The organism is Sphingopyxis sp., assembly GCF_051861155.1.
In the GTDB taxonomy this organism is placed as follows: Bacteria; Pseudomonadota; Alphaproteobacteria; order Sphingomonadales; family Sphingomonadaceae; genus Sphingopyxis.
In genome coordinates, this window is sequence record NZ_JBHYDE010000003.1 from 245,226 (window position 1) to 269,997 (window position 24,772).

30 protein-coding genes are annotated in these 24,772 nt (G+C 65.4%); 19 read left to right on the top strand and 11 right to left on the bottom strand.

The window, feature by feature from the left end; translation table 11 throughout:
• Positions 1–24: 24 nt before the first annotated feature.
• The 3 genes from ACTIFP_RS07185 to ACTIFP_RS07195 are packed head-to-tail and all read right to left on the bottom strand — an operon-like array spanning position 25 to position 3,079.
• Positions 25–1,503 (bottom strand): type II and III secretion system protein family protein, encoded by a 1,479-nt coding sequence (locus ACTIFP_RS07185; RefSeq protein WP_439568029.1) that lies wholly within the window; start codon positions 1,501–1,503, stop codon positions 25–27.
• Between the two features lies 1 nt (position 1,504).
• Positions 1,505–2,542, bottom strand: a complete 1,038-nt coding sequence (gene cpaB / locus ACTIFP_RS07190) for a Flp pilus assembly protein CpaB (protein ID WP_439568030.1) — start codon at positions 2,540–2,542, stop codon at positions 1,505–1,507.
• A gap of 54 nt (positions 2,543–2,596) precedes the next feature.
• Positions 2,597–3,079 carry an A24 family peptidase gene (locus tag ACTIFP_RS07195; RefSeq protein WP_439568031.1) on the bottom strand — a complete coding sequence of 161 codons (483 nt, stop codon included), beginning with the start codon at positions 3,077–3,079 and terminating at the stop codon, positions 2,597–2,599.
• A gap of 119 nt (positions 3,080–3,198) precedes the next feature.
• On the opposite strand from ACTIFP_RS07195, the gene ACTIFP_RS07200 reads away from it, so the two are divergent.
• Together ACTIFP_RS07200 and ACTIFP_RS07205 are read left to right on the top strand one after the other, a co-directional pair.
• Positions 3,199–4,329, top strand: coding sequence for an NAD(P)/FAD-dependent oxidoreductase (locus tag ACTIFP_RS07200; RefSeq protein ID WP_439568032.1), 1,131 nt, complete (start codon positions 3,199–3,201; stop codon positions 4,327–4,329).
• A 90-nt stretch (positions 4,330–4,419) separates the two neighbouring features.
• A complete protein-coding gene (locus tag ACTIFP_RS07205; protein WP_439568033.1) occupies positions 4,420–4,596 on the top strand; it encodes a YegP family protein in 177 nt (58 codons plus the stop codon).
• Positions 4,597–4,629: 33 nt separating this feature from the next.
• Here the strand turns inward: ACTIFP_RS07205 and rnhA are convergent, their stop codons facing one another.
• The 3 genes from rnhA to ispH are packed head-to-tail and all read right to left on the bottom strand — an operon-like array spanning position 4,630 to position 7,033.
• Complete coding sequence (rnhA, locus tag ACTIFP_RS07210) at positions 4,630–5,088, bottom strand: ribonuclease HI (RefSeq protein ID WP_439568034.1); 459 nt, start codon at positions 5,086–5,088, stop codon at positions 4,630–4,632.
• Positions 5,085–6,047, bottom strand: a complete 963-nt coding sequence (gene thrB / locus ACTIFP_RS07215; protein ID WP_439568035.1) for a homoserine kinase — start codon at positions 6,045–6,047, stop codon at positions 5,085–5,087. The genes rnhA and thrB overlap by 4 nt, the downstream gene beginning before the upstream one ends.
• Complete coding sequence (ispH, locus tag ACTIFP_RS07220; RefSeq protein WP_439568036.1) at positions 6,047–7,033, bottom strand: 4-hydroxy-3-methylbut-2-enyl diphosphate reductase; 987 nt, start codon at positions 7,031–7,033, stop codon at positions 6,047–6,049. The genes thrB and ispH overlap by 1 nt, the downstream gene beginning before the upstream one ends.
• Before the next feature lie 162 nt (positions 7,034–7,195).
• Here ispH and ACTIFP_RS07225 point away from each other — a divergent pair, with 162 nt between their 5' ends.
• The 9 genes from ACTIFP_RS07225 (at position 7,196) to tatC (ending at position 14,513) form a co-directional block, all read left to right on the top strand.
• Positions 7,196–7,867, top strand: coding sequence for a hypothetical protein (locus ACTIFP_RS07225; protein WP_439568037.1), 672 nt, complete (start codon positions 7,196–7,198; stop codon positions 7,865–7,867).
• Between the two features lie 135 nt (positions 7,868–8,002).
• A complete protein-coding gene (argS, locus tag ACTIFP_RS07230) occupies positions 8,003–9,730 on the top strand; it encodes an arginine--tRNA ligase (RefSeq protein ID WP_439568038.1) in 1,728 nt (575 codons plus the stop codon).
• Positions 9,730–10,515, top strand: coding sequence for an SPOR domain-containing protein (locus ACTIFP_RS07235; protein ID WP_439568039.1), 786 nt, complete (start codon positions 9,730–9,732; stop codon positions 10,513–10,515). Before argS ends, ACTIFP_RS07235 begins: the two co-directional genes overlap by 1 nt.
• A 108-nt stretch (positions 10,516–10,623) precedes the next feature.
• The gene (nagZ, locus tag ACTIFP_RS07240; protein WP_439568040.1) at positions 10,624–11,631 is read left to right on the top strand and encodes a beta-N-acetylhexosaminidase; all 1,008 of its coding nucleotides are present in this window, start codon (positions 10,624–10,626) and stop codon (positions 11,629–11,631) included.
• Between the two features lie 8 nt (positions 11,632–11,639).
• Entirely contained in the window at positions 11,640–12,428 is a 789-nt protein-coding gene (locus ACTIFP_RS07245) for a segregation and condensation protein A (protein ID WP_439568041.1), read from the top strand.
• Positions 12,425–13,024, top strand: a complete 600-nt coding sequence (gene scpB, locus ACTIFP_RS07250) for an SMC-Scp complex subunit ScpB (RefSeq protein ID WP_439568042.1) — start codon at positions 12,425–12,427, stop codon at positions 13,022–13,024. The genes ACTIFP_RS07245 and scpB overlap by 4 nt, the downstream gene beginning before the upstream one ends.
• Positions 13,025–13,048: 24 nt before the next feature.
• On the top strand, positions 13,049–13,282 hold the full coding sequence (locus ACTIFP_RS07255) for a twin-arginine translocase TatA/TatE family subunit (RefSeq protein ID WP_439568043.1): 234 nt from the start codon (positions 13,049–13,051) through the stop codon (positions 13,280–13,282).
• A gap of 32 nt (positions 13,283–13,314) precedes the next feature.
• Positions 13,315–13,704 carry a Sec-independent protein translocase protein TatB gene (gene tatB, locus ACTIFP_RS07260; protein WP_439568044.1) on the top strand — a complete coding sequence of 130 codons (390 nt, stop codon included), beginning with the start codon at positions 13,315–13,317 and terminating at the stop codon, positions 13,702–13,704.
• Positions 13,701–14,513 (top strand): twin-arginine translocase subunit TatC, encoded by an 813-nt coding sequence (tatC, locus tag ACTIFP_RS07265; protein WP_439568045.1) that lies wholly within the window; start codon positions 13,701–13,703, stop codon positions 14,511–14,513. Before tatB ends, tatC begins: the two co-directional genes overlap by 4 nt.
• A 28-nt stretch (positions 14,514–14,541) precedes the next feature.
• Here the strand turns inward: tatC and ACTIFP_RS07270 are convergent, their stop codons facing one another.
• A complete protein-coding gene (locus ACTIFP_RS07270; protein WP_293647339.1) occupies positions 14,542–14,670 on the bottom strand; it encodes an entericidin A/B family lipoprotein in 129 nt (42 codons plus the stop codon).
• 231 nt (positions 14,671–14,901) lie between these two features.
• Positions 14,902–16,356: a magnesium transporter gene (mgtE, locus tag ACTIFP_RS07275; protein WP_439568046.1), complete on the bottom strand. Its 1,455-nt coding sequence runs from the start codon at positions 16,354–16,356 to the stop codon at positions 14,902–14,904.
• Positions 16,357–16,525: 169 nt separating this feature from the next.
• Between mgtE and ACTIFP_RS07280 the strand changes: the two genes are divergently transcribed.
• Complete coding sequence (locus tag ACTIFP_RS07280; RefSeq protein ID WP_439568047.1) at positions 16,526–16,975, top strand: peptidylprolyl isomerase; 450 nt, start codon at positions 16,526–16,528, stop codon at positions 16,973–16,975.
• 34 nt (positions 16,976–17,009) lie between these two features.
• Here the strand turns inward: ACTIFP_RS07280 and ACTIFP_RS07285 are convergent, their stop codons facing one another.
• Complete coding sequence (locus tag ACTIFP_RS07285; protein ID WP_439568048.1) at positions 17,010–18,140, bottom strand: NAD(P)H-dependent flavin oxidoreductase; 1,131 nt, start codon at positions 18,138–18,140, stop codon at positions 17,010–17,012.
• A 104-nt stretch (positions 18,141–18,244) separates the two neighbouring features.
• Here ACTIFP_RS07285 and nadC point away from each other — a divergent pair, with 104 nt between their 5' ends.
• From nadC to ACTIFP_RS07305, 4 genes are all read left to right on the top strand, one after another.
• Positions 18,245–19,093: a carboxylating nicotinate-nucleotide diphosphorylase gene (gene nadC, locus ACTIFP_RS07290; protein ID WP_439568049.1), complete on the top strand. Its 849-nt coding sequence runs from the start codon at positions 18,245–18,247 to the stop codon at positions 19,091–19,093.
• Positions 19,094–19,112: 19 nt separating this feature from the next.
• Positions 19,113–19,802 (top strand): ribonuclease T2 family protein, encoded by a 690-nt coding sequence (locus ACTIFP_RS07295; RefSeq protein WP_439568050.1) that lies wholly within the window; start codon positions 19,113–19,115, stop codon positions 19,800–19,802.
• Between the two features lie 83 nt (positions 19,803–19,885).
• Positions 19,886–20,107, top strand: a complete 222-nt coding sequence (locus ACTIFP_RS07300) for a hypothetical protein (protein ID WP_439568051.1) — start codon at positions 19,886–19,888, stop codon at positions 20,105–20,107.
• Between the two features lie 87 nt (positions 20,108–20,194).
• Positions 20,195–20,833, top strand: coding sequence for a NeuD/PglB/VioB family sugar acetyltransferase (locus ACTIFP_RS07305; protein ID WP_439568052.1), 639 nt, complete (start codon positions 20,195–20,197; stop codon positions 20,831–20,833).
• A 78-nt stretch (positions 20,834–20,911) separates the two neighbouring features.
• Here ACTIFP_RS07305 and ACTIFP_RS07310 read toward each other — a convergent pair whose 3' ends face one another.
• On the bottom strand, positions 20,912–22,207 hold the full coding sequence (locus ACTIFP_RS07310) for an MFS transporter (protein ID WP_439568053.1): 1,296 nt from the start codon (positions 22,205–22,207) through the stop codon (positions 20,912–20,914).
• Between the two features lie 145 nt (positions 22,208–22,352).
• On the opposite strand from ACTIFP_RS07310, the gene pgsA reads away from it, so the two are divergent.
• The 3 genes from pgsA to ACTIFP_RS07325 are packed head-to-tail and all read left to right on the top strand — an operon-like array spanning position 22,353 to position 23,630.
• Complete coding sequence (gene pgsA, locus ACTIFP_RS07315) at positions 22,353–22,925, top strand: CDP-diacylglycerol--glycerol-3-phosphate 3-phosphatidyltransferase (RefSeq protein WP_439568054.1); 573 nt, start codon at positions 22,353–22,355, stop codon at positions 22,923–22,925.
• A gap of 7 nt (positions 22,926–22,932) precedes the next feature.
• Entirely contained in the window at positions 22,933–23,193 is a 261-nt protein-coding gene (locus ACTIFP_RS07320; RefSeq protein WP_439568055.1) for a MoaD/ThiS family protein, read from the top strand.
• Positions 23,190–23,630: a molybdenum cofactor biosynthesis protein MoaE gene (locus ACTIFP_RS07325; RefSeq protein WP_439568056.1), complete on the top strand. Its 441-nt coding sequence runs from the start codon at positions 23,190–23,192 to the stop codon at positions 23,628–23,630. The genes ACTIFP_RS07320 and ACTIFP_RS07325 overlap by 4 nt, the downstream gene beginning before the upstream one ends.
• A 100-nt stretch (positions 23,631–23,730) precedes the next feature.
• On the opposite strand, the gene ACTIFP_RS07330 is transcribed toward ACTIFP_RS07325, so the two are convergent.
• Positions 23,731–24,636, bottom strand: a complete 906-nt coding sequence (locus ACTIFP_RS07330) for a hydrogen peroxide-inducible genes activator (RefSeq protein ID WP_439568057.1) — start codon at positions 24,634–24,636, stop codon at positions 23,731–23,733.
• Positions 24,637–24,772 lie beyond the last annotated feature (136 nt).

The following is a 24,772-nucleotide window of genomic DNA, read 5'->3' on the forward strand; positions in this document are numbered from 1 at the left end:
ACTTTGCTCCTGAAATCCAGCGCGTCACTTGATGCTAAAGCCCGGCGACGCATCGCCGCTGCCTCGCGGGCGGTCGGCATCGCCGACGCTCGTGTCGAGCCGCGGCTTCGGCCTATCGCCGCCGGTCACGCCGTTGTTGTCCTGGTTGAGCAGCAACCGCGAAAGGTCGTTCGAATTCTGGTAGGCGTCGGTCGGCAGCTTGATGTCGTTCGCCGACACCGGCTGGACCAGATAGGGTGTCACCACGATGACCAGCTCGGTCTCGCCGCGGCGGAAGCTGTCCGATTTGAACAACATGCCGAGCAGCGGCACGTCGCCAAGGCCGGGCATCTTGTCGATCGCGCCGATCGAACGGTTGTTCATCAGGCCGGCGATCATGAAGCTTTCGCCTGACCCCAGTTCGACCGTCGTTTCGGCACGGCGGACGGTCAGGGCGGGCACCTGGAAGCCGTCGAGTTCGATCGCGCCTTCAGTCGACAGTTCCGACACTTCGGGGCGGACGCGCAGGCTGATGCGACCGTTCGACAGCACCGTCGGCGTGTAAGCCAGGCTGACGCCATATTTGCGATATTCGATCGTTGTCCCCGCCAGGTTGCCGGGGATCGGCACCGGGAATTCGCCGCCTGCCAGGAAGTCGGCGGTTTCGCCCGAAATCGCGGTCAGGTTCGGCTGCGCCAGCGTCACCACCATGCCCGAACGTTCGCCCAGATCGAGCGAAGCGATGAGGTCGAGGCCGAACAGGCGGCCGGCGCCGGCCAGGCTATTGGTGCCCGCCTGGTTGTTGATGCCATAAGTGGTGCTGCCGTCGGCGTTGTAAGTGATCGTGCCGGCGTTGCGGCCGCGGAACACGCTGCCCAGAAAGCCGTTGCCGAGCGGGCCGTCGCGGTCACGGGTCAGCACGTTGCCGCTGATTTCCTTGACCAAAGTACGGTTCACTTCGGCGATACGGACCTGCAGATTGACCTGCAACGGCGTCGCGGTGCGCAGGCGCGATAGGACTTTGGTGGCGTCGCCGACAAAGGCCTGGACCAGCCGTTCGGCTTCGGCCGCGTCGTCGGGCGACTGGACGGTACCCGTGAGCAGGACAAAACCGTTCATGGTGTTCGCCGAAATGCTGGCGTCGGGCATCGCGAGCGACAGCATCTGGTCGATCGTTTCGATATTGTTGCCGACGCGCGCGACGGTCGAGAATACGACCCGGCCGCTGGCATCGGTGGCGTAGATGCTGGTTTCACCCGGCTTTTTGCCGAAGATATAGAGCTGGCGGCCCGAGCGGACCTGGACGTCGGCGACCTCGTCATTCGCGACGAAGACATCGGTCATGGCGGCGGGCAGACTGATCAGGCGGCCGCGACCGACCGACAGGTCGATGCTGCTGCTGGCGTTCTGGGTCGCCTGCGCGGCCACCGGTTGCGACGGGGCGGAGATCAGCGTGGCTGCCACCAGGCCGATGGCCAGGGTGCGGGCCATCGCCGCTGCCTTGAAATTGGCTTTGCTGTTCATCTTACTTACCCCCAACCGAAACTTCGGTCACTTTGCCGCCGCGCGTGATGCGAACGACCGGGCCGCTGGATGCGGCCGATGCGTAGCTGCCACCCTGCGGTGCCGGGCCGCTGCTCATCTGCGGCTGCGGACGCGATCCGCCGCCGCCGACGCGGCCGCTGACCGGGATCCAGAAGCGCGACACGTCGCCGCCGGTGGTCGCCGTCTTGGCCGTCACCGGGCGCGCTTGGGCCTGCGCCAGCATACGGCGTTCGGCGGCGGCGCCACCCTTGACGGGAACGTTGATTTCGCCCGACGCGATGGCCGATTCCAGTTCGCCACTGCTTTCGGCGAGCGGGCGCAGCGCCAGCGACAACTTGCCCATGCTCTGCGCCACCGCGATGCGTTCTGCGAGTTCGGGCGTGGCTTCGAGTGTCACCGAGCCAAAGGTACGAACCGGAGTCTTGCCCGTCTCGTCCTCGGCATCGTAGCGCTGATCGGTGGCGAGGACGCGAACGTTGCGCACGATGGTTTCGGCGGTGAAGATCTGGTCGTCGGGATAGGCGCTGCCTTCCTTGACCTCGATGGTCTGGGCCAGCAGCACGTCGACGCGGTCACCCGGGAAGACGAAGCCCGCGACGCCCTGTTCCTGGCTGACCTTGACCGTCACGGCACGCATGCCGGGGCCAAGCGCCGCGGCCAGGAAACCGCGATCGTCGGGATGGACCAGCGCGCCCTGGGTCAGCGGCTGACCGGCGGTGATCGGGTAGCGCACGACGGTGCCGACCAACGTGTTGACGTCGGTCTTTTCCTTCATGAAATACGCCTTTTCGACCAGTTCTTTCGGCCAGGGCTGAAAACGGAAGCTGTCGGGGCCGATGATCGTCCCCACCGGCAGCTGCCGCGTCGCGACCAGGATCATCGGACCGGTAATCTCCGGCGCCGCAGCGGCCCGAGCTTCCGGAGCGGACGCTCCGCGCATCATCTGGTTGACCCCGAACGCAGCGCCGATTGCAATGACCAGCGCGCCGACGATCAGCATAATCTTTCGCGTATCCATGACGATTTTTCGCCTCCTAACACCAGCCAGAGACAGCGGTGTTTGCCCTCAGCTTCAACCGATAGCCTGAAACTGGTTAAGATATTGTTGGTGAAGCGCCCAAAGTCCGGCGACGGCGATGGCGACCCCATAGGGTACCTCCACCACTTTGTCGGATCGACGCAATTTCAAATGGATGAGCATCACTGCGGACAAGATTCCGCCGCCGATGGCCATGACGGTGAGTGTCGGCAGGAACAGTGGCAGCGGGATCCAGAGCATCACCGCCCCGATCATCTTCACATCGCCGCCGCCCATCGCGCCGATCGCGAACAAGCCGGCAAACACCAGGAAAACGGCAAAGGCCGCGCCGAACTGGATCGGCATGTCGGGCCATATGGCAAGGCCGCTGGCGATCCAAAAGGGGATGGCGAGCAGCGCCATCGCGGCATTGAGTTCGTTGGAGATCGACCGCGACCTGAGGTCGCTGATCGCCGCGGCGATCATCAACAGGCCAAGAACGGCCATCAGGCCAAGGGAGATCGTGCCGCTGTCCATCGCCGTCCTCCTAAGCAACATGGCTTACCAAAGGGTAACCATGTCCATGCCGGGTTCGGTCCCGGATTTGAGCGACGGCGTCGCTTGCATTCCGCGGGCCAATGGATATGCGGCGGGGCATGACCGACGCGCCGCCCTCCGCCATCGACGTGCTGATCGTCGGCGCGGGCATTGCCGGCGCCAGTCTGGCCGCCGTGCTCGCGCCCTGGCGCCGCGTCATGCTGATCGAGGCGGAGGCGGTACCGGGGTATCATGCCACCGGCCGGTCGGCGGCCTTCTGGCACGAAACCTATGGCGGAGCGCGGGTGCAGCCGCTGTCGGTCGCGTCCTTCGCGACGCTCAGCCGTCCGGAACCCGAATTTTCGGACCATGGTTTCCTGTCGCCGCGCGCCGCGTTGACGATCGGCCATCGCTCAGAGGCCGCCGCGGTCGATGCCTTTACCGCCGAGTTTATCGCCAAGGACGTCGACGTCGTGCGGATGGGCGCTGCGGCGATTGCCGAAAAAATCCCGGGCGTCCGCGCTGAATGGAGCGAAGCCGCCTATGAAGCGGCGTGCAGCGACATCGATGTCGGGGGGCTTCACGCCGCCTACCTGCGCGCCGCGCGCCGCGCCGGGGCGGTTATCGCGACGCGCGCGCCGCTGACGTCGGCGCGGCGGATCGACGGCGGATGGGAGGCTCAGGTCGGCGGGCAGTCGATCCGCGCCGGGGTGATCGTCAACGCCGCGGGCGCCTGGGTCGACCGCGTCGCTGCGGCGTGCGGGGTCGCGCCGATCGGCATCCAGCCGTATCGCCGCACCGTCATCCAGCTGCGGCTGGGGGCGCCGGTCCCCGCCGATCTGCCGCTCGTCATCCACGTCGGCGGCGACTTTTACTTCAAGGGCGAAAGCGCGGGGCGCGTCTGGCTCAGCCCGCACGACGAAACCCCGGTCGATCCGCACGATGCGGCCCCCGAAGAGATCGACGTCGCGATCGCGATCGACCGGCTGCAATCGGTGGTCGACTGGCCGATCGCCGCGGTCGAGCGCAAATGGGCGGGGCTGCGCAGCTTTGCGCCCGACCGTATCCCGGTGTTCGGCGCCGATCCGCACCAGCCGGGTTTTGTCTGGTGCGCGGGGCAGGGCGGCTTTGGCATTCAGACCGCGCCGGCGATCGCGGCGCTGCTCGCCGCCCAGTTGGGCGCGCCGCCGCCGGTCGGCGCGATCGCTGGCGTCGACCCTGCGCCCTTTGCCGCGGCGCGCTTTGCCTGACGCTATTCAGTGGCTTGCGCGCTGCTATCACCGGTTTACGATGACGGCGTCGCGCCACCCCCGACGCGGCGAAGACCAGTGGAGGATGGCATGGCCCATTATTTCGAGATCAAGAAGAACAAGGCCGGCGAGTTCGTGGCCTATTTCAAATATAACAGTGAAAGCATCTTCTGGACCGAAGGCTATTCGAGCAAGGCCTCCGCCAAGAATGCCATCGAGTCGATCCTGAAAAACGGACCCGGCGCCGAGATCCGCGAAGCCGAATAGAGTTTGTGCGCGCGGGCGCCCTGCGCGCCCGCGCTATTTTCGCCGCGCAACCGCCAGCGCCGCGTCGCTCGCCAGCTGGTCGGCGATTTCATTGTCGCCATGACCGGCGTGCCCCTTGACCCATAGCCATTCAATGTCGTGGCGTTTCGCCTCGATGATCAGCCGCTGCCACAGATCGGCATTGGCGACGGGTTTTTTGGCCGCGGTCTTCCAGCCGTTCTTTTGCCAGCCAAAGATCCATTTGGTGATCCCGTCGCGCACATAGACGCTGTCGGTCGACAGTTCGACGTTGCAGCGCCGCTTGAGCGCCGCCAGCGCCTCGATCGCCGCCATCAATTCCATGCGATTGTTCGTCGTGTCGGGCTCGCCGCCCGACAATGTCTTCACCACATCGCCCCAGCGCAGCACCGCGCCCCAGCCGCCCGGGCCGGGGTTGCCCTTGCACGCGCCGTCGGTGGCGACAATCACGGTCCTGGCCTGGGCGTCGGTCATCCGGCGGCGAACAGTCCGGCGGCGTCGGCGGCGCGATAACGCAGCAGGCGGGCGAGGAAGGGCGAGGGATCCTTGCGCGTGACCAGCGCGTCGGCGGGCGTGTGGACCCAGTCGTGGGCGCGCGTCAGCAGGAAACGCAGCGAGGCACCGCGCGCGAGCAGCGGCAGCGCGGCAAGCTCGGCCTCGCTCAGCGCGATCTCGCGGGCGTATCCGCGCATCAGCGCCCGCGCCAGCGCCGCGTCGCAGCTGCTGCCGTCGGCGGAAAAGGCCCATGCGGCATGGGTGATTGCCAGGTCGTAGGCGCGGAAATCGCTGGCGGCGAAATAGAAGTCGATCAGGCCGGTGACCTGGTCGCCAAGCATCAGGACATTGTCGGGGAACAGGTCGGCGTGGATGACATGCGCGGGCAGGCCGGTCGGCCAATGCGCGTCGAGATGGGCCAGCTCGGCATCGACGATCGCCTGCAACCCGGGGCGCACCGCGTCGAGATCGCCCGTCGCCGCGGCGATGCCCCGCCACTGACGATGCCCCATGCTGTTGTCGCGCGCGCCGGAATATCCCTCAAGCGCGCGGTGCATCGCGCCGAGCGCGGCGCCCGCCGCCTCGCACTGCGCAGAGGTGGGGTGGGTCAGCGAGATGCCGGGCAGGAACTGGATGATACAGGCGGCGCGGCCCGAAATGCGCTGGACCGCGACGCCGTCCCGGTCGCGGATCATCGCCGGGACGGGGCAGCCGCTCGTCGTCAGATGGGCCAGCAGATCGACGAAAAACGGCAAGTCGCCTTCGCTCACCCGTTTTTCGTAGAGCGTCAGGATAAAGCGCCCGCCGGTGGTTTCGAGCAGGAAATTGCTGTTCTCGACGCCCTCGGCAATGCCTTTGCACGATTGTACGGTACCGATGTCATAGCGCGCGACGAGCGCGGCCAGGTCATCGGGGTCAACATGGGTGTAGACCGCCATCAGGCGGCCGCCGGTTCAAGCCCACGCGGCAGCTTGAACACCATATTCTCCTCGGCGGTCACCACGACATCCTCGACGATCGGCCGGTGTGCCGCGACCGCGTCGATGACTTCGCGGACGAGCGTTTCGGGGGCGCTGGCGCCCGCGGTGATGCCCAGCGTCGCGATGTCCGCCAGCCAGTCGGGATCGACGTCGCTGCCGCGCTGCACCAGATGGGCGGGGGTTCCCATGCGCTGCGCGACCTCGACCAGCCGCAGGCTGTTCGAACTGTTCGGCGCGCCGATGACGATCATGCGGTCGCAATCGCCGGCGATCGCCTTGACCGCGTCCTGCCGGTTCGACGTCGCATAACAAATATCCTCGCCGCGCGGCCCGGAGATCGAAGGGAAACGGTGCTGGAGCGCGGTGATGATGTCGCGCGTGTCGTCGACCGACAGGGTGGTCTGGGTCAGGAACGCCAGCATGTCGGGATCGGGCGGCGCCAGCGCCGTCACATCGTCAACCGATTCGACCAGCGTCATCGCGCCTTCGGGCAATTGGCCGAGGGTGCCGATGACCTCGGGATGACCGGCATGGCCGACAAAGACGATATGGCGCCCCGCTTCATGCGCGCGTTCGGCCTGGCGGTGGACTTTCGACACCAGGGGGCAGGTGGCATCGATATAGTCCAGCCCGCGCATCTCGGCCTTTGCCGGGACCGCCTTGGGCACGCCATGGGCGCTGAACACGACGGGGACGCCGTCGGGAACCTGATCGAGCGATTCGACAAAAATCGCCCCCTTGGCCTTCAACGTATCGACGACATAGCGGTTGTGGACAATTTCGTGCCGCACATAGACCGGCGCGCCGAAGCGTTCGAGCGCGAGTTCGACGATACGGATCGCGCGGTCGACGCCGGCGCAAAAGCCGCGCGGTGCTGCGATCAAAACCTTGAGTTCTGCCGTTTCGCCGCCATTGGGGTGCGCTGTCGGATGGGGAGCGTTCATGATGGGGGCGCTCTAGCGCAGCATGCGGCGCCGGGTAAAGAAGTTCGTCCGTGTTGCGCCGCGTTCATCGCACCGATAAGAAGCGGCGCGCATGAAGCGGGATCAACCGTCCCGATGCACGAAAAGCCGCATTGGCACGCCTGTTTGGAAAGCCCGATTATCATGATGTCCATTTCGCTTCCGTCCCGTAAGTTTCTGACCGTGCTGTGCGGCACGGCAGCCATGGCGACGGCGGCGGGCTGCGCGAAGGATAATGAAATCGATGTCGCGGGGGGCGTCGGCATCACCGCGACGCGCAGCGCCTGCCCCGCGGTTGCGGTGCCGCTGCACACCGGCGACATCACCTTGTTCGATCCCGCGACGAGCCGCGATGCGCGTGCCATCGACATCGTCGCCGCGATCACCAACGTGACACCGCAGTGCAACGACGCCAGCGAAAAAGTCTATCAGCTCGCTACCTTCGACGTCGTCGCGACGCGCCGCGATGCCGGTCCGGCGCGGTCGGTGACGCTGCCCTATTATGGCACCGTGCTGCAGGGCGGCACCGCCGTGGTGGCCAAACGGCTGGGCAATGTCGTCGTGTCGTTCCCCGAGGGGCAGACGCGCGGCACCGGCCGGGCGCAGGCATCGGCCTATGTCGACCGCGCCGCCGCGACGCTGCCCGCCGACATTCAGGAGCGCATTACACGGCGACGCAAGGCGGGCGATCAGGACGCCGCGATCGATCCGCTGAGCCAGCCCGAAGTGCGCGCCGCGGTGCAGCGCGCCAGCTTTGAACTGCTGATCGGTTTCCAGCTGACGCAGGAACAGCTCGAATATAACGTCCGACGATAGGACCGCGGCGGCGCTGCGGCGCCGTTCGCATCATTTCGCCCTGCGCGCCGATCCGGCGACGCAGGGCTTTTCGCGTGCGCCAAGCTGCGATAGGGCGCGCGCAAGACTTTTTCCGATCGAAGATAGGCCTGCCCCGTGACCCTGTTCAGCCGCTTTTCCGTCCATATCGGCACCGCGCTCGATGCGCTCGCCGCGCGCGATGCGCTGCCTGCAGGGCTCGACCGCGCCGCGATCAGCGTCGAACCGCCGCGCGATCCGGCGCATGGCGACGTCGCGACGAATGCCGCGATGGTGCTCGCCAAGCCTGCCGGGATGAATCCGCGCGCGCTTGCCGATCTGCTCGTGAACGAACTCGGCGCGGTCGATGAAGTGACCGAGGCCAGCGTTGCGGGACCGGGGTTCATCAACCTGCGTCTTGTCGACGGCAGTTGGCGCGACGAACTGGCGCTGATCCATGCCGAGGCCGACGATTATGGCCGCTCGGCGATCGGCCAGCGGCGGCGCGTCAATGTCGAATATGTGTCGGCGAACCCGACCGGCCCGATGCACGTCGGTCATTGCCGCGGTGCGGTCGTCGGCGATGCACTGGCCGCGCTGCTCGAATTTGCCGGACATGACGTCACGCGCGAATATTATGTCAACGATGCGGGCGGCCAGGTCGACGTCCTAGCCCGCTCGGTCCATCTGCGCTACCGCGAGGCGCTGGGCGAGGCCATCGGCGCGATCCCCGAGGGGCTGTATCCGGGCGATTATCTGATCCCCGTCGCGGGCAAGCTGGCGGCCGAATATGGCGACCGCTTCGTCGGTGCGCCCGAAAGCGCGTGGCTCGGACTGTTCCGTGCCGAAGCGGTCAGTGCGATGATGGACATGATCCGTGCCGACCTCGCCAAGCTTGGCATCCATCACGACCTGTTTTCATCCGAAGCCGAGTTGCAGGCGGCGGGCAAACCCGCTGACGCCGAGCAATGGCTGCGCGACCACGATCTAGTCTATGACGGCGTGCTCGAAGCACCGAAGGGCGAAACCCCCGAGGATTGGGAGCCGGTCGAACTGCCGCTGTTCCGCTCGACCAAATTCGGCGACGATCAGGACCGTCCGATCAAGAAGTCGGACGGCAGCTGGACCTATTTCGGCGCCGACCTTGCCTATCATTTCCAAAAGGCCGAGCAGGCCGACGAGTTGATCGACATCTGGGGCGCCGACCATGCCGGCACGGTCAAGCGGATCAAGGCGGCGGTCGCGGCGCTGACCGACGGCAAGAAGAAATTCGACGTCAAACTGGTCCAGATGGTGCGTCTGCTCAAAAATGGCGAACCGTTCAAAATGTCGAAGCGCGCGGGCAATTTCGTCACGCTGGCCGACATTGTCGACGAGGTCGGCAAGGACGCGGTGCGCTTCACCATGCTGACCCGCAAGGCCGACGCGCAGATGGATTTCGACTTTGCCAAGGTGGTCGAGGCGTCGCGCGACAATCCGGTGTTTTACGTCCAATATGCCCATGCCCGGATCGCATCGCTCAAGCGCAAGCTGGTTGAGGCGGGCGTGGCGCCGGCGGCGCCGAACGCCGCGCGCTTGGACGATTATGAACTCGGCCTCGTCAAGCTGCTCGCGCAATTCCCGCGCATCGTCGAAGCCGCGGCGGCGGCGCGCGAACCGCATCGTATCGCTTTCTATCTGGGTGACGTCGCCGCCGCATTTCATGCGTGGTGGAACCTTGGTAACGATCGCCCCGATGCGCGTGTCATTTTGGCAAATGACCCCGAAATGACCGCGTCGCGCCTTTATTTGGCCGACGGAATCGGGCAGGTTATCCGCAACGGGCTGCACCTGATGGGGGTAGAGGCGCTCGAGGAGATGAACTGATGGCCGAGGACAAGAACGCCGACCAGGGCGAAGTGGGGCTGGGGCTCGACAATGAGGACCGGCTGCCGTGGCTCGAGGCCGCCGACGGCATCGAAGAGGATGGCGAGGTTTCGCCCGCGCGCCTGCTGGTGATGGTGCTCGGCGGGCTGCTGCTGATCGGCGCCGTGCTGGGCGGCCTGTGGTGGGTCCAGAACGGCGGCGCGCGCGGCAAGGGCGAACTGATCGCGGCGCAGGACGGTAACTACAAGGTCGCGCCGAAGAATGACGGCGCCAAGAGCTTTGAAGGCGAGGGCGATGCCAGCTTCTCGGCGAGCGAAGGTGCCGAGCCTGCTGGCAAGGTCGATCCGACGCGGATGCCCGAAGAACCCGCGGTGACCCCGCAGGAGCGCGAAGCGGCGACCGCCAAGCTGGCGGCAGACAAGGCCGCGGCGGCAAAAGCCAAGGCCAAGCCTGCACCGGCCCCCGCTGCCGCAAAGGCACCGTCGAAGCCCGCCGCAACCGCGGCAAAGACGCCCGACGCGGCGCCCAAGGCAGCACCTGCGGCGACCGGGTCGGCGATGATCCAGCTTGGCGCGTTCAGCAGCGATGCGGCGGCGGCCAAGGCGTGGACCAATCTGTCGAAGCGCTTTGCCTATCTCGCCGACCTCAACAAGTCGGTGTCGCCGGCGAAGGTCGGCGATGGCACCGTCTATCGCCTGCGCGTGGCGGCGGGAACGGCGGCTAACGCTACGAATTTGTGCGGCAAATTGCGCGTTGCGGGTGAAAATTGCGTCATCGTTCGCTGATTCGGCCCGTCTGGCCGCAGACTCCGTTGGTACAATCGCGCCGCTATGGCATGTTGCACGGCGTGGTAGCCGCATGAGGGGGCGGCGGCCGATGGAGTTTGTGATACGATGATACCCGCCATTTTCGGCCTGTCGGGACTGACCCTCACCGATGACGAGCGCGCTTTCTTTCGCGACAGCGATCCTGCGGGCTATATCTTGTTCGGGCGCAATATCGAGAATCGCGAGCAGCTGCGGCGGTTGACCGATGAGTTGCGCGCGCTCGACGGGCGGAGCAATGTGCCGATCCTGATCGATCAGGAGGGCGGCCGTGTCGCCCGGATGAGGTCGCCCGAATGGCCCCTGTTCCCGAGCGGCGCGACCTTCGACGCGCTGTATGACCGCGCCCCCGCGAGTGCGATCGAGGCGGCGCGGCTCAACGCGATGGCGCTCGCCGCGATGCTGGCCGAGGTCGGGATCAACGTCGATTGCCTGCCGCTGCTCGACGTGCGCCAGCCGGGCGCCAGCGACGTCATCGGCGACCGCGCGCTGGGCAGCGAACCGATGCGCGTCGCCGCGCTCGGCCGCGCGATCCTGAGCGGCTTGCAGGACGGCGGCGTTGTCGGCATCGTCAAACATATCCCCGGCCACGGCCGCGCGCTGCTCGACACGCACGAGGCGCTGCCGGTGGTGACCGCACCCGACCGCGATTTGCAAACCGATCTCGCGCCCTTTGCCGCGCTGCGCGACGCGGCGATGGCGATGACGTGCCATGTCATTTTCGAAGCGTGGGATCCCGACAGGCCTGCGACCTTGTCGCCGATCATCATCGACAGCGTGATCCGCCAGCGCATCGGTTTTCACGGGCTGCTGATGTCCGACGATCTCGACATGAAGGCGTTGTCGGGCGATGTGCCGTCGCGGGCTGCCGATGCGGTGGCCGCGGGGTGCGATATCGCGCTCAATTGCTGGGGCAAGATGGACGACATGGTCGGCATTGCCAACGCGCTCGACCCGATCAGCACCGTGTCGCGCGCGCGACTCGAGGGCGCGATGGATCGCATAGCGGGGGCTGGTGACGAGCGCGCGTTTGCCACGCTGGTCGACCAGCGCGACGCGCTGCTTGCGGTTGCATAAGCCAAGCGATGGACGAACTGGCGCTCGATTTCGAACTCGCACCCGCGGCGCAAGAGCGCGAAGATGCGCTGCAAATTTCGCTCGAAAGCTGGGAAGGGCCGCTCGACCTGCTGCTCACCCTGGCGCGCTGTCAGAAAGTCGATCTCAAACAGATTTCGATCCTCGGTTTGGTCGAACAATATCTGGCCTTCATCGCCGAGGCGCGCGAGCTGAAGCTTGAGGTTGCCGCCGATTATCTGGTGATGGCGGCATGGCTCGCCTACCTCAAATCGGCGCTGCTGCTGCCCAAGGATCCGCTGGAGGATCCCTCGCCCGACGAGCTCGCGCTCCGCCTGCAACTGAGGTTGCAGCGGCTGGCGGCGATGCGCGAAGCCGCGGCGCGGCTGCTCGCGCGCGACCGTATTGGCCGCGACGTGTTCTTGCGCACGAAGCCCGAGGGGCTGCGCGACGTCAAGCTGCGCCGCTGGGACGCCAGCCTTTACGACCTGCTGGCGGCTTATGGCCAGGTCAAGCTGCGCAGCGAACCCGTCGTCCATATGGTGTCGCGGCGTCCCGTGATCACGCTCGACGCCGCCCTCCATCATTTGCAGCGAATGATCGGGGTCAAGCTCGACTGGGCCGAACTCGCCGATTTCCTGCCGCCCGACTATGAAGGTCCGCTGCGCCGCTCGGCGATTGCGTCGAGCTTTGTCGCTGCGCTCGAACTCGCGCGGCAGGGGCGCGTCGACCTGAAACAGGCGGGCGCGTTCGAACCGCTCTATCTGAAAGCCGCTGCGATGGGACAAGCCGCCACATGAACCCGATCGACGACCGCGAACGCGCCATCGAAGCGATGCTGTTTGCCAGCGACGAACCACTCGACCCGCGGCAGATCGTCGCGCGGCTCGGCGGCGACTGGAGCATCGGTGACGTGCGCGCCTTCATTCAGGCGATCGCCGCGCGCCATGCGGGCAGCGGCATCGAACTGGTCGAACGCGGCGGTCATTGGCATTTCCAGACCCCCGCCGACCTGGCGCATCTGCTTCGCCGCGAGCGCGACGATCCACGCAAGCTGTCGCGCGCCGCCGCCGAAGTGCTGGCGATCGTCGCCTATCACGAACCGGTGAGCCGCGCCGAGATCGAGGCGATCCGCGGGGTCCAGACGTCGAAGGGAACGCTCGACGTGCTGATGGAGGCCGAATGGATCGCCCCCGCGGGCCGCCGCGAGGTGCCGGGACGGCCGCTGATTTACAAGACGACCGACGCATTTTTGCAGCATTTCGGCCTTAGCAGCCGCAAGGATTTGCCGGGCATTGACGATCTGCGCGCGGCAGGTCTGCTCGACCCCGTCGATCTCGCTTTTGACGAGGCGATGGGCGAGCTGGACCTAGTAAAAGATGGCGAAGAGGCCTAGATGGGCCTCTCAAGGAGAATTTAGATGGGTAGCTTCAGCATCTGGCATTGGCTGATCGTCGGCATCCTCGTCCTGTTGCTGTTCGGCAAGGGCCGGTTTTCCGACATGATGGGCGATGTCGCCAAGGGAATCAAAAGCTTCAAGAAGGGCATGGCCGAGGACGATGTGCCGCCCGCCGCGCCGAAGCATATCGAGGGTCAGCGCGCGCCCGACGGCGCCCCGATTTCGACGCCGACGGGCGAGCACGACAAGCTCTGATCCTGTTCGGCGCGCGGGGGAAGTTCTAGGTCATGTTCGATGTCGCGCCCACCGAGCTGCTGCTCGTCATCGTGGTGGCCCTCGTGGTCATCGGCCCCAAGGATTTGCCGAAGGCGATGCGCTTCGTCGGCAAATGGATGGGCAAGGCGCGCGGCATGGCGCGCCATTTCCGGTCCGGGCTCGACACGATGATGCGCGAGGCCGAACTGGAGGAACTCGAAAAGCAGTGGCGCGCGCAGAATGATGCGATCATGCGCGAATTTCCGCGCATCGACGACGTCAACGCACCCGCGCCCTCGCCCTCGCCGGCATCTTCACCCGTCCCGCCTGCCGAACCGAGTGAGTCCGACGCCGATCAGGCCGCGGCAGCAACGCCGCCCGAAACCCATGCGGTGCCGCCGCGCGACGGACCGCTGCCATGACCGCTGAAACCCCGATCGCCGCGAGTGAAGAGGATGGCGCGGGCGGCAAGATGCCGCTGCTCGACCATCTGATCGAACTGCGCTCGCGGCTGCTCAAGTCGCTGGTCGCGATCGGGCTTGCCTTTGGCGTGTGTCTCTATTTCGCCGAACCGATTTTCAGCGTGCTGGTCCAGCCGCTGGTCGCCGCGGGGCAGGGCAAGATCATCTATACCCAGCTGTTCGAGGCCTTTTTCGTCCAGATCAAGGTCGCGCTGTTCGCGTCGATGATGATCGCCTTTCCGGTGATTGCGAACCAGCTGTGGAAATTTGTCGCACCCGGCCTGTACCGCAAGGAAAAGCGCGCGCTACTGCCCTTCATCCTGGCGACCCCGGTGCTGTTCACGGCGGGCGCGTCGCTGGCCTATTTCGTGACCATTCCGGTCGCGCTGAAATTCCTGCTCGGTTATCAGGGCGATATGGGCGGGATCCAGCAGGAAGCGCTGCCTTCGGTCGCCAATTATCTCAGCTTCATCATGCAGTTCATCATGGCGTTCGGGATCGCGTTCCTGCTGCCGATCTTTCTGATGCTGATCGAACGGTCGGGGCTGGTGACGCGCGAACAGCTGGTGTCGGCGCGGCGGTACATGATCGTTGCCGCGTTCGCGATCGCCGCGGTCGCGACGCCGCCCGATATTCTCAGCCAGTTCTTGCTCGCGATCCCGTTGATCCTGCTGTACGAGCTGTCGCTGTTCGCGATCTGGTTTACCCAGCGCCGACGCAAAACAGGCGCCGGAGAGGCGCCTGTCGAGCCTCTCGAAGAGGCCCAGTAGCTTGTTGCGGGTAAGCGGGTAATCCCGATCAGTCGATGGCGTCGCTGCCAGCCTGACCAACCGATTCGATGTCGCGGCCTGCACCCTTCACGGTGTTGCAGCCGGTGACGACAACGCTTGCCAAAACGGCGAGAATGATAGCGCGGAAACTCGTCATTTTTTCAAACCTCTCTGAATGGGGTGCAAAATGGCCCGGCGCGCTTCGAGGGGGGGGAGGGAATGCGGGCCGGGCCAATGTTGCTGAGCAGCGCTGCGGGGGGGCGATGATCGCTGCTCGAATGGGAAACGAGCCAAATGTCGGATAAGTTCCCGAAAAAAATGACAGGGCTGAAATTATTTTTCGATTATTCGCGTGTGCTAAAATCGACTTTTGATTCCAGTGCCTTGATTACCCCAGCGTGGTCAGGCCGCTGAGCACCGCGAGGCCGAGGAAGGCCAGAAAGCCCATGGAATCGGTGGTCATGGTGACAAAAATCGAACTCGCGACCGCGGGATCCTGATCGAGCCGGTCGAGCAGCAGCGGGATCGCGACCCCGGCGACGCCTGCCACGAAAATGTTCACCACCATCGCTGCGGCGATCACCGCGCCCAGCTGTGGATTGGCGAACCACAAGGCGGTGGCGCAGCCCGCGATCAGCGCAATCGTTCCGCCGTTGAGCAGCGCGATCTTCATCTCGCGCCAGATCGCGCGCCAGCTGTTCGAATCGGTGAGCTGGTTCATCGCCAGCGCACGGACGGTCACCGCCAGCGTCTGCGTCCCGGCGTTGCCGCCGACCCCGGCGACGATCGGCATCAGCGCGGCGAGCGCGACCATCTGTTCGATCGCGCCGCCGAAAAATCCGACGATCGACGATGCGAGCAGCGCGGTGCCAAGGTTGGCGACCAGCCAGCGAACCCGCGCGCTGTATGTTTCGCGGATCGGTTCGTTGATGTCACCGTCACCGGCACCCGACAGGCGCAATATGTCTTCGCCCGCTTCTTCCTGAATGATATGGACGACGTCATCGACGGTGATCATCCCGACCAGCCGTCCCGCTTTGTCGACCACCGCGGCCGAGATCAGCGCGTATTTCTGGAAGCGCAGCGCGACCTCTTCCTGGTCCATGTCGACCGGGATCAAGGTCTGTTCGCGCTTCATCACGTCGCTGATCGCGATGTCGCGCGGGGTGCGCAGGATCCAGCTCAATTGGCAGGTGCCGACCGGGCGGTGCATCGGATCGACAATGAAGATTTCCCAGAAGTCGCTGGTCAGATCGGCATCTTCGCGCAGCCGGTCGATGACGTCGCCGACGGTGACATGTTCGGCGACCGCGACCAGGTCGCGCTGCATCAGACGCCCGGCGGATTCCTCGGGAAAAGACAGCGCGTCCTCGATCGCCGCGCGATCCTCGGGCTCCATCGCGTCGAGCACCGCCTGCTGCTCGTCGGCCTCCATATCCTCGATGATCGCGACGGCATCGTCGGTATCGAGTTCGGACGCGAGTTCGGCGACCTGTTCGGGCGCGAGCAGGTCGATCAGTTCCTCGCGCACATAATCGTTCATTTCCGCCAGCACGTCGGCGGACAGCATATTGCCGAGGACGGCGGCGAGCATCGGTCGCTCGTCGCTGCGCGCCAGTTCGAACAGGTCGGCGATGTCGGCAGGGTGCAGGCGGCCGATGCGCTCGCGCGCCGCTTCGCCTTCGCCCGCCTCGGCGAGTTCGATGACGTCGCGGACGAATTCCGGCCTTAGCCGATCGTCTTCGTCGAGTTCGGTTTCGGTTTCGCGCGCGACGGGATCGCGGTCGCGATCGTCGGTGATGGCGACATCCTCGGCAGACCGGGAATCTTCGCGGTTGTCCATCGCGCGGTCCTCCCTGTCAAAGTCGGCGGTTCGCCGACGGGCCGTGCCCTCCCCCTAGTCCGAGCGCCATCATATGGCAACGCCGGGGGAGGAGGCTGGGGCAATTAATGCGTGGCTTTGGCGGCGCGTCTCGCTATGGCACCGCCAATATTTTTCACAGGAGCCGATCATGACCGACCAGACCCTCACCCTTTCGCTGTCGACCGGCGATGTCGTCATCCGCCTGCGCCCCGATCTGGCGCCGCTGCACGTCGAACGGATCACCCAGCTCGCCAGCGAAGGCTTTTACGACGGCGTCGTGTTCCACCGCGTGATCCCGGGCTTTATGGCGCAGGGCGGCGATCCGACCGGCACCGGCATGGGCGGTAGCCCGCTTCCCGATCTGCCGCAGGAATTCAACAGCCAGCCGCACGTCCGCGGCGTGTGCTCGATGGCGCGGGCGCAGAACCCGAACAGCGCGAACAGCCAGTTCTTCATCTGCTTCGACGACGCGCGTTTCCTCGACAATCAATACACCGCCTGGGGCGAAGTGATCGAAGGCATGGAAAATGTCGACGCGCTGCCCAAGGGCGAGCCGCCGCGCGAGCCGGGCAAGATCGTCAAAGCGACGGTTGGCTGATCTGAAAATCCCCGCTTCGGCGGGGATTTTTTGCCTATTCGCCGACGAAACCGTTCAGCCGCTCGCAGGCGGCGATCCAGTCGGCCTTGAACTCCTGCACGACCTGTCCGGCGCCCATCGCTTCGTTCATCAGCCCGACGCCCTGACCGACCCAATAGGTCGCGAGCGCCTTGGCACCTTCGTGGCCGCCTTCAGCCAGCTTATCGACCTGGCGCAGCGCGGGTTCGCTGACCAGCGATTGCAGCGGCATGGGCAGCGGTTTCGGCGCACCCTCGGCCTCCCACGCGTCGGTCCATGGCGAGCGCAGCTGGCGTGAAGGCTTACCGGTGCGGCTTTTCGATCGCACCGTGTCGCGCGAACTGGCGAGCAGCATCTTTTCCTTCACCACCGGGTTGGTCTCGGCCTCGGCAGTGGTCAGCCACACCGATCCGGTCCAGGCGCCATGCGCGCCCATCGCCATCGCCGCCGCCATCTGGCGCCCGGTGACGATCCCGCCCGCGGCAAGGATTGGCGTGGTCGCACCGACCGCATCGACCGCCGCCGCAACCTCGGGCACCAGCACCATGGTCGCAACCTCGCCGCAGTGACCGCCCGCTTCGCCGCCCGCGACGACGAGGATGTCCACCCCGGCGCGGACCTGCGCCAATGCGTGATCGCGGGTACCGACCAGCGCGGCGACCGGCACATCATGGCGCTTGCCGAGTTCGAGCATCAGCGGCGGCGGGACGCCGAGTGCGTTGGCGATGAGCTTGATCGGGTGGCGGAAGGCGACTTCGAGCAGCCTGGCGGCGCCGTCGTCGGTCATATTTTCGCCGAGGCCGCCGCCGACGGCGGGGAGTGTGAGATTGCCGTCATCGACCCCATGTTTGCCGAGCAAGTCGGCGACGAACGCTTTATGTTCGGCGGGGATCGGCGGCGTTTCGGTGCGCGCCTCGCCCTTGCCGGCGAAACTGTTAGGGACGATCAGGTCGACGCCATAGGGGCGCCCGCCGATATGCGCATCGATCCACGCCAGTTCCTCTTCAAGCCGTTCGGGCGGCAGCGATGCGGCGCCGAAGACGCCCATGCCGCCCGCTTTCGACACCGCGAGGACGACGTCGCGGCAGTGCGAGAAGGCGAGGAGGGGGAATTCGATGTCGAGCATCGCGCAGATGGGGGATTGCATTGGGCCTCTCCGATGTGGGCTAAAGTGCCACGTGGCGTGCATGTCAGCGTTAGTTTACGTAAACGTCAAGTTGATTTGCGCAGGGCGCCCATTATCGCAGGGCTATGACCCAATTCGCGCTGCCCGATTTCGACCTCGATGCCTTTGTTCGTGCCACCTTGGCCGAGGATCTGGGGGCGGGGGGCGACATTACGTCGATGGCGACGATTCCTGCCGACGCGCGCTTTGGCGGGGTGATGGACAGCCGCGATGCGATCATTGTCGCGGGGCTGCCGATCGCCGAAGCTTTCTTTCGCGCGCTCGAACCTGCCATGGAAATCGAAATCCTAGTCGCCGAGGGCGCCGAAGTGGCCGCGGGCAGCGATTTGATGCGCCTGTCGGGCAATGCGCGCGCGATGCTGACCGCCGAACGATCGGCGTTGAACACGGTGCAACATCTGTCGGGCATCGCGACGATGACACGCCAATATGTCGACGCGCTGGCCGGAACCGGCGCGACGCTGCTCGATACACGCAAGACGATCCCCGGCCTGCGGGTGCTGGAGAAATATGCGACGCGGATGGGCGGCGCGACCAATCACCGCATGGGATTGTGGGACGCGGCGATGATCAAGGATAATCATGTCGCGGTCGCCGGGTCGGTCGAGGAAGCGGTGCGTCGCGCCGTCGCAGCGGGGATCGAGCGGATCATCGTCGAGGTCGATCGGGTGGCGCAGGTCGAACCCGCGCTGGCGGCGGGGGCGACGCACCTGTTGCTCGACAATATGACGCTCGATGAGCTGCGGACCTGCGTCGCCATCGTCGGCGGCAAGGTGCCGACCGAAGCGTCGGGCGGGGTGCGGCTCGACACGATCGGCGCGATCGGCGCGACCGGGGTGACCTATGTGTCGGTCGGGCGGTTGACGCAGTCGGCGCCTGCTGTCGACGTCGGGCTCGATTTTGCGCTGGTCTAGCGTCGCCGCGCTCAGCTTGATGCTCGCACCCACCGCGGCCCAAGCCCAGGCGCTCGCCTGCAATATCCCCGACCGCATCCCGGTGCCGCGGCTCGAACAGCCGCGGCGCAGCGAGCCGGTACGCAAGCCCCCAATCACCGGCTATCTGCTCAGCATGAGCTGGTCGCCGCAGCATTGCGCCAATGTCCGCGATCCGCGCGACGCGCGCGACCGGTTGCAATGTGCGGGCGAGAATGACCGTTTCGGCTGGGTGCTGCACGGGTTGTGGCCCGAAACCGACAGCCGCGATTACCCGCAATGGTGCCGCCCGGCGAAGATCGTGCCGCAACCGGTGCTGCGCCAGCATCTGTGCATGACGCCGTCGCCGCAGTTGCTCCAGCATGAATGGGCCAAGCATGGCACGTGCATGAGTCCGCATCCCGCCGCCTATTTCCGCTCGGCGGCGCTGCTGTTCCGCGCGGTGCGCTTTCCCGACATGGCGGTGCTGGCGGCGCGGCCGCAAACCGCAGGCAGCATCCGCCGCGCCTTTGCCGCGGCCAATCGCGGCGTGACGGCGCCGATGATCGCGGTGACGACCGACCGGCAGGGGTGGCTGAAAGAGGTGCGGCTGTGCCTGGGGCCGCGGATGCGGCCGCAGCGCTGCAAGCCGTTTCAGGTCGGCGCGCGCGATCCGCGGCCGGTGCGGGTCCGGCCGATGGTGAAGGGCTAGCCGCTGTGCCGCTTTGACACGCTGGATTTGTTAACGATCTTTTAACCTTACCAAATCGTTAAGACCGTCTTAGCGTGCCGGGCATGGACTCGGATCACATCGACATTCGCCGCCGGATTCAGGCACATGGCGCCCGTCAGTTGACGATCGCGCGGCTGAGCGCGCCCGCCGATTGGCAGGGCGAATTGCGCCAGGCGCTGGCGGCGCACCGTGAGCCGGTGACGATCTTTGCGGGCAGCGATCTGCGGCTGTTTTTGCAGAGCTTCGCGATGTTTTTTACCGCGACAATGATGTTTCTGATTTGACATCGCGGTTCGGTTCGCCGTCTGGCGCTCAGGAGGCCTTGCGGGCCGCCCGATAACCGACATAGTCGTGTCGATCGGAGAGCAGCAATGTCACTTGTAATCGTTGCGGGCGCGAGCGGGCAGCATGCCGCCGTCGTGTATGAGGCAGCGATCCTGTCGGGCGTGATCGTTGCGGGCTTTGCGACCATCGACGCCGCCGATCCCGTTCCCATATTCGATTGCCCTTGGCTAGGCCGATTAGATCAGATTGCCGCGTCGAAAATAGCTCTGGGCAGTCGCTTCATTGTTGCATGTGGCTCCAACAAATTGCGCCGCCGCACGGTTGAGGCGCTCGAGTCACAGGGGGCGTCCCTTCAAAGCGTCCAGCATCCTGCGGCGATAGTCTCTCCAAGTGCCAGGGTTGGTTTAGGATCGGCCGTTCTTGCAGGCGCGATACTGGGGCCGCTTTCCGTTGTGGGTCGGGGCGCGATCATCAACCATGCCGCAAGCGTCGATCACAATTGTACGGTCGGTGATTTCTGCAACATCAGCCCAGGCGCCTGCCTGGGTGGATGCGTCCGGGTCGAGCCTGACGTCTTTGTAGGTTTAAACGCCTCAATTCTGCCGGGGGTTCGCGTGGGCCAAAATGCCGTCATTGGCGCAGGTGCCGTCGTCGCCGCCGACGTCGCGGCAGCAGTAACCGTGGTCGGCGTTCCCGCGCGACCGGTCAAGCAACGCGATGCTTAATCGCGGGGTCTGACGTTGTGATTAACCGCGCCCGGCATCGGATGACCCCCGTCAATCGATCGCCGACGAAGTGCCGCCTCAGTCACAGGCCCGGTGCAGCTTCACCGCCAGCCAGGCGCTGATCAGGCACATCACCGCGCTCATCAGCAGCTGATCGACGACGCCGATGCCGGCGAAGCCCAGGCCGATGGCGAGCAGCGAGCCCGCGACCATCGCGCCCGAATTGACGATGTTGTTCGCCGCGACGGTGCGCGCGGTCTGGTCCTTGGGGACGGTGGTGGTCAGGAAGGCGTAGAGCGGCACGACGAACATGCCGCCGCTGATCGCGATGCCGAGCAGGCTGGCGAGCAGGGGGATGACGTCGGCGTGGTTCAGGAACCCGTCGATACCGTACATCACGCCCGACGGATCATGCGCCCAATTGCGGCACACCCAGTAAAAGGCGAGGACGAAGCCGCCCATCACGATGACGCTGGCGGGGCTGTAGCGCGCCGACACCTGTCCCTTGAGCAGGCGGTTCACCGCGACCGAGCCGATGGCGATACCGATCGAGAAGATGGCGAGGAACAGGCTGGCGACGCTTTTGTCGGCGTGGAGGATGTTCTTCACCAGCGGCGGGAACTGGATGAACAGCACCGCGCCGATCGTCCAGAAAAAGCTGATCGACAGGATCGCGAGGTAGAGGCGCGGGATGTGCATCGTGCCGCGGACGAGGGTGATTGACGAGCGGATGATGTGCCAGTCGATGCCGGTTTCTTCATGTTCGGGCGGTGCGGGGGGTACCTTGCGCCCGGTCCAGTAACCGACCGCGGCGACAAGGACAACAGCGAGCGCGGCCCATTCGACGTCGATGACGCCCGCCAAAATTGTCCCGGCGAGGATCGCGATATAGGTGCCCGCTTCGACCAGTCCCGTTCCGGCCAGCACTTCATCGCTTTTCAGGTGCTGCGGCAGGATGGCATATTTGATCGGGCCGAAGAAGGTCGAGTGCACGCCCATCGCGAACAGCGCGAGCATCATCAGCGGGATGGCGATCAGATGGACCGCAAAGCCCAGCCACGCGAGGACGAGCCCGGCAGCCCCGACGATCATGATCAGGATTTCGCAGAATTTGACGATGCGGATGATCCGCGCCTTGTCGCGCGTGTCGGCCAATTGTCCGGCGAGCGCCGAGAGCAGGAAGAAGGGCAGGATGAACAGGCCGGTCGCCACCGCGCTGAACGCGGTTTCCGATGCCTCGTCGTTGAACACCCCATACACGACGAACAGGACCATCGCGTTCTTGAACAGATTGTCGTTGAACGCGCCGAGCAGCTGGGTGACGAAAAGGGGGAGGAACCGGCGTTGCTTCAACAGCGCAAAGGAGCCGGTCATGCGTGGTCCAATCTCTTCAGATATATTCGGTCACCACGCGATTTGCGGGCAATTCGGTTGTCGCTGGTGGGACTTATCGGCTAGGGCTGGCAGGGTCAAAGCCCATTTTGGGACTAGCGCGCCATCGCGGCGGGAATCAGGGGTCATGCTCAGTCTTCCGAACATTCTGACATTGTCGCGCATCCTGGCGGTGCCGATCCTGCTGTTCCTGCTGTGGCCGGGGGTCGTCGAAGGATCGCACCAGCCCAAGCCGATCGATTATGCGCTCGCCTTTGGCCTCTATTGCCTGATGGGCATCACCGATTATTTTGACGGCTATGTCGCGCGGTCGCGCGGCATCGTGTCGCGGCTGGGGGCTTTTCTGGACCCGATCGCCGACAAGATCATGATCGCCGCTGTCATCCTGTTGCTGGTGTTTACCCGCGACATCACCGGCTATCATGTCATCGCGGCGCTGATGATCCTGCTGCGTGAGATCATCGTGTCGGGATTGCGCGAGTTCCTGGCGACGTTGCAGGTATCCATGCCGGTGACCCAGCTGGCGAAATGGAAAACGACCTTCCAGCTCGTCTCGTTCGGGGCGCTGATTCTGGCGGGGGCGCTGCCCACGCTGGAATGGGTCAAGACGGTCGGGCTGGCGACGCTGTGGGGCGCCGCGGTGCTGACGCTGATCACCGGTTGGGATTATCTGCGCGTCGGCCTGAAGCATATGGATTGAGCGTCTAGTGTCGCTGAATATCGCCTATTTTGCCTGGGTGCGCGAACGGATGGGGATGGCCGAGGAGGTTGTCGAGCTGCCCGCCGACGTTGCGGACCTGACCACGTTGCTGGCGTGGCTGTCGGCGCGCGACGATCGCGGGGCTTTGGCCTTTGCCGAGCCGCAGCGCATTCGCGCCGCGATCGACGGCGTGATGATGATGAACCCCGATGCCCCGCTTGCAGGGGCGCGCGAGGTGGCGCTGTTCCCGCCGGTGACGGGAGGATGATCCGCGTCGCGGTCCAGCCCGCGGCGATCGACGTCGGCGCCGAACTCGACCTGCACGACGCGGGCGGGCACGGCGCGAGCGCCAGTTTCATTGGCCGGGTGCGCGGCGAAGGCGAGCTGGTCGAACTGTTCCTTGAGCATCATCCGGAGATGACCGCGGCGGGGCTGGGCGAGCTGGCGCATGCGGCTGCCGACCGGTGGCAACTGGCGGCGCTGACGTTGGTCCACCGGGTGGGGGCGATGGCGCCGGGCGACACGATCGTGCTGGTGCTGGCGAGCAGCCCGCATCGCAGCGAGGCGCTGGCGGCGTGCGAGTTTCTGATCGACCGCCTGAAGACCGATGTGATGCTGTGGAAGCGTGAGAGCTTTGCCGACGGGCGGGTGGCGTGGGTCGAGGCGCGGGCCGGGGACGATGCGCGCGCGGCGCGGTGGGGGTAAGCGAACCTCCGCTTGTCTCGAGCGAAGTCGAGAGACGCCTGGTTCGCGGATTCCTTCACGTGTCTCGACTTCGCTCGACACGAACGGCGAAGGGGGCGGTTTATGTCTCCCGATGATTCCTGAAAATATCCGCCAGCATCTTGAACTCATCCGCCCGCGGGCTGCCCTTGCGCCACACCAGCGCGATCGTGCGCCAGTCATGGTCTGAGTCGAGCGGGCGGGTGTCGATGTCGGTGTGGTCGAGGATGCCCGCCTCGATCGCCATCTGCGGCAGCATCGTGATGCCAAGGCCGTTGTCGACCATCTGGACCAGCGTGTGCAGCGACGTCCCCATCATCCGCGCCCCGGCGCGCAGTTCGGGGCGGTTGCACGCGGCGAGGACGTGATCCTTCAGGCAATGGCCGTCCTCGAGCATCAGCATCTGCGCCGGGTCGATCTGATCGGCGCTGACCATCGCGGGCAGATCGTCGGACTGGTCGCCGGGGAAGGCGACGAACAGCGCGTCGTCGAACAGGGGCTCGCTTTCGACGTCGCCGCAGCCGTAGGGGAGCGCGAGCAGTACGCAATCGACGGTGCCATGGTGCAGCGATTCGCATGCCTGCGCGCTCGGTTCCTCGCGCAGGAACAGCTTGAGCGCGGGGCGCTCGCGGCGCAGCAGGCGCAGCATGCCGGGAAGCAGGAAGGGGGCGATCGTCGGGATGACGCTCATCCGAAGTTCGCCGACCAGCGGCGCCGCAGCGGCGGCGGCCATGTCGGCCAGTTCCTCGGCCTCGCGCAGCACGCGGTGCGCCTTTTCGACGATCGCATTGCCGAGCCCGGTAAAGCGGACGACGCGGCGGGTGCGTTCGACGAGCGTCTGGCCGAGCAAGGTTTCGAGTTCGCGGATGCCCGCCGACAGCGTCGACTGGGTGACGTTGCACGCGTCGGCGGCGCGGCCGAAATGGCCATGTTCGTGCAGCGCGACGAGATATTGCATCTGTTTGAGGGTCGGCAGGTAATTTTGCATTGATCGGATATAGCCATGAACGGCATTGTTTTGAATGTTTTTGTCGATAATTATTCGTCGCCAAAGTGGCGGCGATTGTTGCCGATCTTCGCGCGAGCGTGATAGCCAGTCGGATCGAAACAAGGCGGAGGGATGG

Coding starts and splice junctions, on each gene's coding strand:
- ACTIFP_RS07185 (WP_439568029.1), bottom strand. CDS start 1,503: ATGAACAGCAAAGCCAATTTCAAGGCAGCGGCGATGGCCCGCACCCTG.
- cpaB (WP_439568030.1), bottom strand. CDS start 2,542: ATGGATACGCGAAAGATTATGCTGATCGTCGGCGCGCTGGTCATTGCA.
- ACTIFP_RS07195 (WP_439568031.1), bottom strand. CDS start 3,079: ATGGACAGCGGCACGATCTCCCTTGGCCTGATGGCCGTTCTTGGCCTG.
- ACTIFP_RS07200 (WP_439568032.1), top strand. CDS start 3,199: ATGACCGACGCGCCGCCCTCCGCCATCGACGTGCTGATCGTCGGCGCG.
- ACTIFP_RS07205 (WP_439568033.1), top strand. CDS start 4,420: ATGGCCCATTATTTCGAGATCAAGAAGAACAAGGCCGGCGAGTTCGTG.
- rnhA (WP_439568034.1), bottom strand. CDS start 5,088: ATGACCGACGCCCAGGCCAGGACCGTGATTGTCGCCACCGACGGCGCG.
- thrB (WP_439568035.1), bottom strand. CDS start 6,047: ATGGCGGTCTACACCCATGTTGACCCCGATGACCTGGCCGCGCTCGTC.
- ispH (WP_439568036.1), bottom strand. CDS start 7,033: ATGAACGCTCCCCATCCGACAGCGCACCCCAATGGCGGCGAAACGGCA.
- ACTIFP_RS07225 (WP_439568037.1), top strand. CDS start 7,196: ATGATGTCCATTTCGCTTCCGTCCCGTAAGTTTCTGACCGTGCTGTGC.
- ACTIFP_RS07235 (WP_439568039.1), top strand. CDS start 9,730: ATGGCCGAGGACAAGAACGCCGACCAGGGCGAAGTGGGGCTGGGGCTC.
- nagZ (WP_439568040.1), top strand. CDS start 10,624: ATGATACCCGCCATTTTCGGCCTGTCGGGACTGACCCTCACCGATGAC.
- ACTIFP_RS07245 (WP_439568041.1), top strand. CDS start 11,640: ATGGACGAACTGGCGCTCGATTTCGAACTCGCACCCGCGGCGCAAGAG.
- scpB (WP_439568042.1), top strand. CDS start 12,425: ATGAACCCGATCGACGACCGCGAACGCGCCATCGAAGCGATGCTGTTT.
- ACTIFP_RS07255 (WP_439568043.1), top strand. CDS start 13,049: ATGGGTAGCTTCAGCATCTGGCATTGGCTGATCGTCGGCATCCTCGTC.
- tatB (WP_439568044.1), top strand. CDS start 13,315: ATGTTCGATGTCGCGCCCACCGAGCTGCTGCTCGTCATCGTGGTGGCC.
- tatC (WP_439568045.1), top strand. CDS start 13,701: ATGACCGCTGAAACCCCGATCGCCGCGAGTGAAGAGGATGGCGCGGGC.
- ACTIFP_RS07270 (WP_293647339.1), bottom strand. CDS start 14,670: ATGACGAGTTTCCGCGCTATCATTCTCGCCGTTTTGGCAAGCGTTGTC.
- mgtE (WP_439568046.1), bottom strand. CDS start 16,356: ATGGACAACCGCGAAGATTCCCGGTCTGCCGAGGATGTCGCCATCACC.
- ACTIFP_RS07280 (WP_439568047.1), top strand. CDS start 16,526: ATGACCGACCAGACCCTCACCCTTTCGCTGTCGACCGGCGATGTCGTC.
- ACTIFP_RS07285 (WP_439568048.1), bottom strand. CDS start 18,140: ATGCAATCCCCCATCTGCGCGATGCTCGACATCGAATTCCCCCTCCTC.
- nadC (WP_439568049.1), top strand. CDS start 18,245: ATGACCCAATTCGCGCTGCCCGATTTCGACCTCGATGCCTTTGTTCGT.
- ACTIFP_RS07295 (WP_439568050.1), top strand. CDS start 19,113: ATGCTCGCACCCACCGCGGCCCAAGCCCAGGCGCTCGCCTGCAATATC.
- ACTIFP_RS07300 (WP_439568051.1), top strand. CDS start 19,886: ATGGACTCGGATCACATCGACATTCGCCGCCGGATTCAGGCACATGGC.
- ACTIFP_RS07305 (WP_439568052.1), top strand. CDS start 20,195: ATGTCACTTGTAATCGTTGCGGGCGCGAGCGGGCAGCATGCCGCCGTC.
- ACTIFP_RS07310 (WP_439568053.1), bottom strand. CDS start 22,207: ATGACCGGCTCCTTTGCGCTGTTGAAGCAACGCCGGTTCCTCCCCCTT.
- pgsA (WP_439568054.1), top strand. CDS start 22,353: ATGCTCAGTCTTCCGAACATTCTGACATTGTCGCGCATCCTGGCGGTG.
- ACTIFP_RS07325 (WP_439568056.1), top strand. CDS start 23,190: ATGATCCGCGTCGCGGTCCAGCCCGCGGCGATCGACGTCGGCGCCGAA.
- ACTIFP_RS07330 (WP_439568057.1), bottom strand. CDS start 24,636: ATGCAAAATTACCTGCCGACCCTCAAACAGATGCAATATCTCGTCGCG.